Raw genomic sequence first — 7,428 nt, 5'->3', positions numbered from 1 at the left:
TCGCCCCTCGCTTCGCCCTCGGCGCGGGCAACTCGGCGGATCGTCTCATCGCGCGTCATCGCGTCCCGCATCGCCTTATAGCTCACAATGTATCGTTGCCGTTCCTCACGGCTCTGCAAAAACAGCTTCTCCAGGTTCAGCGCCTCACCAATCATCGGGTCCTTCACCATCGCCTCAGGCATCTTCCTCGCCTCCATCCCCGCAAGATACATCAGCCAATACTCCAGACGATTCCGTGGCGTCCCATAACGCGCGCACTTCGGCACCTCAAGGTAGATCAGCTTCAGGTCGTCGCTCAGTTTCTCCCCGCTCTCCACGTCGCACAGACAAAACTCGCGGCGAAAACGCTCCCCGGCAAACAGGCTGAACGCCAGAATGTGAATCGACACCGTCCGCTTCAAGTCCAGGTACGAACCACCCAGGCTCATCTGAGAGGCGTGCAGCGTGCTGAGGTAGTAGGCGGAACGCTGCAGGTAGTCGTTCCAGTTCCTCACCTGCACCTCGACCTCCACCTGCGTCCCGTCCGCCATGTTGGCCACGATGTCCAGGTAGCAGTCCTTACCCTCGACGCGCACGGCGGAGAGCTCGCGGTTCGCGTACTCCAAACCGGTGAAGCCCGCGCTTCCGTCGGGAAACACAAGGGCGTTCACGAGGTCCAAAAACAGGGGCTTGCGGTCCTCGCGGCCCAACAAAAATTTGAAGAAACGGTCGTTGAGGCGATAGATTTTTCCCCGCTCCAGGTCCGCCTCGATTTGCCCTTCCGTCACGGGCCCCGACGCCGGACCGATCAGCCCACCGTCGCGCTCCCGCTCTGCGTCCTCCATGTCCCCGCCTCCTCGCTAAACGTCCTCTCACTGCCTGACTATATTATACAATTTGCCCCCGTATCGGGGGCCGCGCGTTTGTCGCGTCTGTCCTGCGCAGCGGCTCAGCGCCGACGCCGGATGTAGAGGGGAACGAGAGCCAGCAACGCCACCGAGCCCAGGCCCGCGGCACACCCGCCGCCGGAACTCGACTTCGGGGGCTCCGTCCCCTTCTTCATGTCCTTCAGCAGGATACCGTCGCCGTTCGTCCCCAAGCGAACCATCTTCTCCTCGCCGCCCTCCAGCCTGTAGTGCAGCGCGTCGATCCGTGCCGTGTTCATGGCGTTTTCGGCCACCGTGCCCGTGATCTGGAGCAGGTAGCTGTGCTGCTGCGCCATTGCACGAGCGGAGGCCGCCGGGCTATCGGGAAGAAGTTTGATCCTGATTCCCTCGATCCCCAGGGCATCGATCCGGATCGAGCCCTCGATCAGGGGGACCTCTGACTTGATGGGAACCTGGACCGTCACTTCAACTTTGCCCTGCGCGTCGGGAGTGCCCCAGAAGACCGTCCACTGCCCCGCGGAGGCCGGGATATCGACCGACGCGGGAGGATTCACGGGCGGCACGTCCGGAGAGGTTGGCGGCACGTCCGGCTTATCCGGCGACCCGCCCGGATTGCTCGGCGACCCGCCCGGCCAGCCCGGCGACCCGCCCGGTCTGGCCTTGAACGCGACCCTCAAAGTATGATTCTCCGTCACGTTGCGGAACGTGTACTCGTAACGCGTCGCTACCAACGGGACGCTCACCGGGGCGTCGTCGACCCTCAGGGAAGCGATCGCGTAACCCGCGTCCGCCGAGACCACGAACGTCGCGTCTTTGCCCTTGGAGACGACCACGTCGCCGGACAGCGCCTCCGTGGACCCCTGATGCGTGACCCTGCCGCGGCCGGACACGGACACCGTGATCACGTTGCCTACGATAAGGGTGACATCCATCAAGGGGGCTTTGTCATTGCTGGTAACGTACCGATACGTCACCTTCTCCGGTTCGGCGTCAAAGGTGGCCTTGCCGCTCGTGGAGTCATAGACGGCGGGGATCGACATGCCGCCGGATAAGCCGGCGAGGCGGGTCACCTTGATGAATCCCTCCCGGGGGATGAAGGTGCCGAGATTGGCCTCATACTTGTCCCCGCGCTGCTGGAGGATCAGGTCGTCCCGCGTCTGAGCGCCCACAGTGGCACTACTGGTCAAAGGCAGCCCCTCCAGATCGAGGAACGTGAGACGGTTTCCCTGGCAATACAACGCATCCAGCCTCGTGTTCGCCTTCACGTCCAGCGCCGTCAGCCGGTTGTTGGTGCAGTTCAGCGTTGACAGCTCCGTGTTCTTGCTCACGTCCAGCGCCGTCAGCCGGTTGTTGGTGCAGTTCAGCGTTGACAGCTCCGTGTTCTTGCTCACGTCCAGCGCCGTCAGTTGGTTGTCCGAGCAGTCCAGCTTCAGCAGGTTCGTGTTCGCCCTCACGTTCAGCTCCGTCAGCTGGTCGTTGGCGCATTTCAGCTCCCTCAGCGCCGTGTTCTTGCTCACGTCCAGCGTCGTCAGAGCGTTGCTGGCGCAAGCCAGCTCCGTCAGCGCCGTGTTCTGGCTCACGTCCAGCGACGTCAGGGCGGTGCCGGAGCAAGCCAGATCCGTCAGCGCCGTGTTCCGGCTCACGTCCAGCGTCGTCAGCGGGTTGTTGGTGCAATTCAACGTCTCTAGCTTCGTGTTCCGGCTCACGTTCAGCGACGTCAGAGCGTTGTTGTTCTCACAATGCAGCGTCTTCAGCTCCGTGTTCTCGCTCAAGTCCAGCGACGTCAGCAGGTTGTTCGTGCAATGCAGCGACGTCAGCTTCTTGTTCCCGCTCAAGTCCAGCGACGTCAGCTCCAGGTTGCTGCAAACCAGCGTCTCCAGATACGTGAAATACTCGATCCCCTTCAGGTTTTTGGCGCCAAATTCGGGTTTAACGATCATACTCTTCGCCGCTTCAATCTCCTCGGGGCTCAAAATACCGTCTGAGTTTGTGTCATGTTCCCTAACGAAGACAATGAACGCATTATCCGGGAAGTTTGTACTGTTGATCACCACGTCCGCCAGGGCCGCCCCCGGGGCAGAGGCCGCCAACAAAAACGCCGCCAACAAAACCCATAGCTTTCTCATCTTCCTTAAAAATTCCTCCTTGCCGTTTGCAATGCGTTCCGTCCGGAAGGGCTCCCCGCAGAGGAGAACACGCCGCCGGGAGGCCTCCGTCCGGAACGCCGGACCTGTACCATCGGCCCATGTAGACGCTCGTATTGCGCCTGACGATCTCGACCCTGCAATATCATACAACTATTTTGACATGCCTTGAACCCCTTTGGCAATGTTTTTGAGCGAACACGGCCTGGAATTTTTGAACGGTCTGGCCGCGGGAAGTCGTTGCCGAATCCCGGGACGGTCGCCTTTGACCCCGCCTCAGTCTTTGGATCGAAGCGGGGTCTTCAGTTTCACCTCCCGGCCGGTCGGGGCAGGACCTGCACGGCTTCGGGGTGGGCGGCGACGAACCGCATCAGCGCGTCGCACAGGGCCTCCACGGCGGGAGAACGGGAGACGGGCGTAAAGGGCTGGTCGCAGGGCGTTCGGGTCAGGAGCTTGTCCGTCTTGGTGAAGGTCGCGGTGACGGCAAAGCGGGCCGTGCGGTCCTCCGGCCGGTAGAACAGGCTCACGATGCTGTAGGCCCATCGCCTGATCTTTTCGCGCTCCCTCTCGTCCCGCGTCCTCTGCAGCAGCTTGTCCCGATAACGCCAGCTGATGACGCTCTTGTAGCGGAACAGGAAGACGTCTCCGCCCTCCTGGCGCTGGATCGTCTCCGTGTCCAGGAAGTAGAGGCCCATCCGGTCGTCCTGGAACGCCGGCAGGTATCGATCCCCGTCCTGCGCCGCCGCCGCGCTCCGGCAGGCGGCGAGCGCCGCGGCCAGCGCAAGGATCAGGGAGAGCGTTTCCAGCGGATGTCGCAGCAGATCTTTCAATTTTCGCGGATCAACTCCTCGAGAAACGGCGGCAGGATGAAGGCGGCGCGATGGATGGCGTTCGTGTACCAGCGCGTGCCGCTCACCTCCCGCAGGGGCGTGGCCGGGTCGGCCGACAGGGAGGCCGCGCCGTAGGTCCACATGCCGGACGGGTAGGTGGGGACGACGCCCCAGTACGTGCGCACCACGGGGAAGACGGCCCGCATCTCGCGGAGGGCCTGGCGCATCAGCGCCGTGTCCGTGAAGGGGGACTCCGTCAGCTCCGTCATCATGCCCCGTTCGTTCAGGACGGCCTTCAGGTCCCGGTAGAAGGGCGACTGAAAGAGCCCCGCGGCGAAGTCCACGGGGTCGGTGCCGTCCACGATGGCGACGTCGAACCGGTCGGAGGTCGTGCGGAGGTACTCCATCGCGTCCATGCAGCGCACGTCCGCCCTGGGGTCCGAGAGCGCACAGCCGACGGTGGGCAGCCACTCCTTCGACGCAGCGATGACGCGCTCGTCGATGTCGATGAGCGTGCACCGCTCGACGCCGGGGTGCTTCAGCACCTCCCGCAGAATGGCCCCGTCGCCGCCACCCACGATCAGGACGCGCTTCGGGTCCGGGTGGGAGCAAAGGGGCACGTGGGCCATCATCTCCGAGTAGGTGAACTCGTCCCGCTCCGTCAGCTGAAACGCCCCGTCCAGCATGAGGGTGCGGCCGTACTCCGGCGTGTCCACCACCAGGATGTCCTGCCACTTCGTTCGCTCGCGGTGCAGGACGTCCGTCACCTTCAGCGACAGGCGCAGGCCCTCGCTGCTCTCCTCCGTCAGCCACAGATCGTTCGTCCGCCTGGCTCTCGTCACGGGCGCGTCGCCCATGTCCATCCCCTCCATTCCTGGTCGTAAGATCGTTCGGGGGCGCGGCCCCCTGCGCTTGAGCGTATGGGCATAGCGTACCATGAACCGCCTGCGCCGCGCAAGCGCCGCCGGCCGGGGGCCGGCGCCTGAGCCTCCGGCCCCGCCTTCCCGATTCAATTCAAGGGGCAAGCGCCTTGCACGTTAAATTTGAGTTACAATAATAGTGGCGTTCGATCGGTTCGGGCCCGCCCTGGCGGGCGTGGGTTTTCTCACTTGGAGGGGAGGTTTTGCTCTTGAGACGACAGACGCCCGGTCGGCGCGGGGCCGTGCTGTTCGCTGCGGCGCTCCTGCTGGCCCTGGCCTGCGGGACCGCGCGGGCCTTCATCCGCGAGGGCGGCATCGCGGGACGACCGGGGCTCTCCTTTCACGGGATGGCCTGCTTCTGGGGCCACCTGGACGTGAACATCACCAACGGGACGAGGGAAAACGTGATCTTCGGCGGCACGATGCTCTTCCTGGACCGCCGGAAGCGCGTCGTGGCGAGGGCGGAGATCCTGCCGGAGCGGATCGGCCGGCGCTCCACGCGGCGCCTTCGGGGCGTCTTTACGGAGGGCAGCGGGGAAGATGCCTCCACGGCGTCGCTTCTGGTGTGGGAGTTCCGACAGAGGACTCGTTAGGAGGCGGACATGAAAAGGACGAGGACCCTGGTGCTCTTCGCCGCGGCGTGTCTTGCGGTGCTGGCCGCGGGGGCTGCCGAGGCGCTCTCGAACAGCGCGGACGCCTTCATGTCCCTGCCCTTCGGCCACCCCTTCAATCGGACGAAGCTGCGCATGGAGCGGAGCGGGGCGACCGCGAAGGCCCAGGACGGGGACTACCTCTCCATGGAAGGGCTGTTTGAGGGGCGTCCGGCCCTGTTCGTCTTTTCCTTCCACGGCAGGAAGGGGCTGAAGTCCAAGGCCCTGTACCTGCAGACCGTGGGCAGGGAGGAGGATGAGCGGCTCTACACGGTGCTGATGCAGGCGTACAACGGCCGGTTCGGCAGGACGGAGGAGCGGCCCCTGCCCAACACCTGGGCGGAGGGGAAGATCATGCTGCGCTGCACCTGGACGCCGGACCGGTGGACCTCCGTTGTGCTGACCTACAACCCGGAGACGGCGGTTCGCTTTCCGGGGCCGTCGATCAGGGACCGCCCCATTCACCTGGAGTACCGATATTCCCGATGGGACTGATTCTTTCCGCCGAAGAATTAGGATAAAATAGTGTCCTGCATGAGAAAACCTGAATTTTGTGCCCTGAAGGGGCGCGTTTGGGGGCTTTGTCAATGGGAAAGAAAATGAAGAACATCGGCATCATCACGTCGGGCGGCGACTGCGGCGGGCTGAACGCCGTCGTGCGTGGCGCGGCCAAGACGGCGATGCAGCGGGGCATCGGGGCGTACATCGTCCCCAACGGCTACGCGGGGCTCTACAACCTGGTGGACTTCGACCGTCTGGTGTTCCTGGACGAGGAGCGCACGGACCACGTCAACTCCGCCTTTGCCGGCAGCGACGCCGGTCACAGCCGGGTGAAGATATCGAAGATACCGGACCCGGACAAGTACAACCGCATCCTGCTGGGACTGCGCAAGTTCAACTTGGACGGCCTGCTGATCTCAGGCGGCGACGACACGGGCAGCGTCGTGGTGGACCTGGCGGAGCACGGAATTCCCTGTGTTCACGCGCCGAAGACCATGGACCTGGACCTGCAGACCTACTCCGTGGGCGGCGACTCCGCCATCAACAAGATCGCGCGCATCGTGGAGGACCTGAAGACGACGGGCAAGACCCACAACCGCATCATGATCGTGGAGGTCTTTGGGCGCTACGCCGGGCACACGGCGTTTCGCGGCGGCATCGCGGCCGATGCGGACTGCATCCTGATCCCTGAGATCGTGGCGGATTTCGACGCGATCTACAAGCACCTGAAGCACTACTACATCCGGCGCATCCTGAATTCCGACGTCCATTCGGGCACCTACGTCATGGTGGTCGCCGAGGGGGTGAAGGGCGAGGACGGAAAGTACTTCTCCGACAGCGGGGACAGCACGGACTCCTTCGGCCACGTGCGTCTGGCCGGCGCGGGGCGCTACATCCGCACGCGCCTCGAGGCGATGATGCGGGAGGACCCCCAGATCCACCAGTTCATGAAGGTCTCCGGAATGTACGTCCCCGGAGTCTTCGAGATTCCGGAGATTCGCGAGGTCATCCCCGGCCACATCGTGCGCAGCGGCTCCACGTCGTCCTACGACGTCAACTTCGGCAAGCAGATCGGCGCGTCGGCGGTCATCCTGCTGGACGAGGGGATCAGCGGCGTGACGGTGGTGGAGGTCTACAAGGGGCGCATCCGCTACATGCCGACCGCTGACGCCATTGTGCCGCGTCCCGTCAGCCTCGAGGACGTCACCTTCTACGAGCAGATGGACATCTGCTTCGGCCGGACCCCGCAGCACTACGAACCGGTGATCGAGGAGCAGAAGGGCGAGGTGGAGCGCTTTTTGTAACGCCTCCGTAACGGACTCGAACGACAGGCCCCGATCCGGGGCCTGTCGTTCGCTTTCCTGATACCAAATCGCGTCTAATGTGGATTGCCTCCCCTGAAAGGGGAGGTGGTTCGCGTCAGCGAACCGGAGGGGTTCGGCCAGACGACACGACTTACGGACGTCGACAGGCGGTCGGCGTCGTGTCGGTCGGCTGTGCCGAAGCAAGGCAATTGA

General features: G+C 63.8%; 7 protein-coding genes. 3 read left to right on the top strand and 4 right to left on the bottom strand.

The window, feature by feature from the left end:
- The 4 genes from SY1_RS11750 to speE all read right to left on the bottom strand — a co-directional run.
- A partial coding sequence (locus SY1_RS11750) for an Rpn family recombination-promoting nuclease/putative transposase (RefSeq protein ID WP_208873869.1) occupies positions 1-824 on the bottom strand: 824 nt, incomplete at its 3' end.
- 104 nt (positions 825-928) lie between these two features.
- Positions 929-2,992: a Synerg-CTERM sorting domain-containing protein gene (locus SY1_RS11745; protein WP_208873868.1), complete on the bottom strand. Its 2,064-nt coding sequence runs from the start codon at positions 2,990-2,992 to the stop codon at positions 929-931.
- Between the two features lie 326 nt (positions 2,993-3,318).
- The gene (locus SY1_RS11740; RefSeq protein ID WP_208873867.1) at positions 3,319-3,840 is read right to left on the bottom strand and encodes a hypothetical protein; all 522 of its coding nucleotides are present in this window, start codon (positions 3,838-3,840) and stop codon (positions 3,319-3,321) included.
- Positions 3,837-4,697, bottom strand: a complete 861-nt coding sequence (speE, locus tag SY1_RS11735; protein ID WP_015557152.1) for a polyamine aminopropyltransferase — start codon at positions 4,695-4,697, stop codon at positions 3,837-3,839. The genes SY1_RS11740 and speE overlap by 4 nt, the downstream gene beginning before the upstream one ends.
- A 272-nt stretch (positions 4,698-4,969) precedes the next feature.
- Here speE and SY1_RS11730 point away from each other — a divergent pair, with 272 nt between their 5' ends.
- The 3 genes from SY1_RS11730 (at position 4,970) to SY1_RS11720 (ending at position 7,215) form a co-directional block, all read left to right on the top strand.
- The gene (locus SY1_RS11730) at positions 4,970-5,353 is read left to right on the top strand and encodes a hypothetical protein (protein ID WP_208873866.1); all 384 of its coding nucleotides are present in this window, start codon (positions 4,970-4,972) and stop codon (positions 5,351-5,353) included.
- A gap of 9 nt (positions 5,354-5,362) precedes the next feature.
- Complete coding sequence (locus SY1_RS11725; RefSeq protein WP_015557151.1) at positions 5,363-5,905, top strand: hypothetical protein; 543 nt, start codon at positions 5,363-5,365, stop codon at positions 5,903-5,905.
- 92 nt (positions 5,906-5,997) lie between these two features.
- Positions 5,998-7,215 carry a 6-phosphofructokinase gene (locus tag SY1_RS11720; protein ID WP_015557150.1) on the top strand — a complete coding sequence of 406 codons (1,218 nt, stop codon included), beginning with the start codon at positions 5,998-6,000 and terminating at the stop codon, positions 7,213-7,215.
- The last annotated feature ends 213 nt before the right edge of the window (positions 7,216-7,428 follow it).

Origin of the sequence: Fretibacterium fastidiosum (assembly GCF_000210715.1) — a bacterium.
Classification (GTDB): Bacteria; Synergistota; Synergistia; order Synergistales; family Aminobacteriaceae; genus Fretibacterium; species Fretibacterium fastidiosum.
The sequence above is the reverse complement of the archived record's forward strand: the minus strand, read 5'-3'. Positions and strand labels throughout refer to the sequence as shown.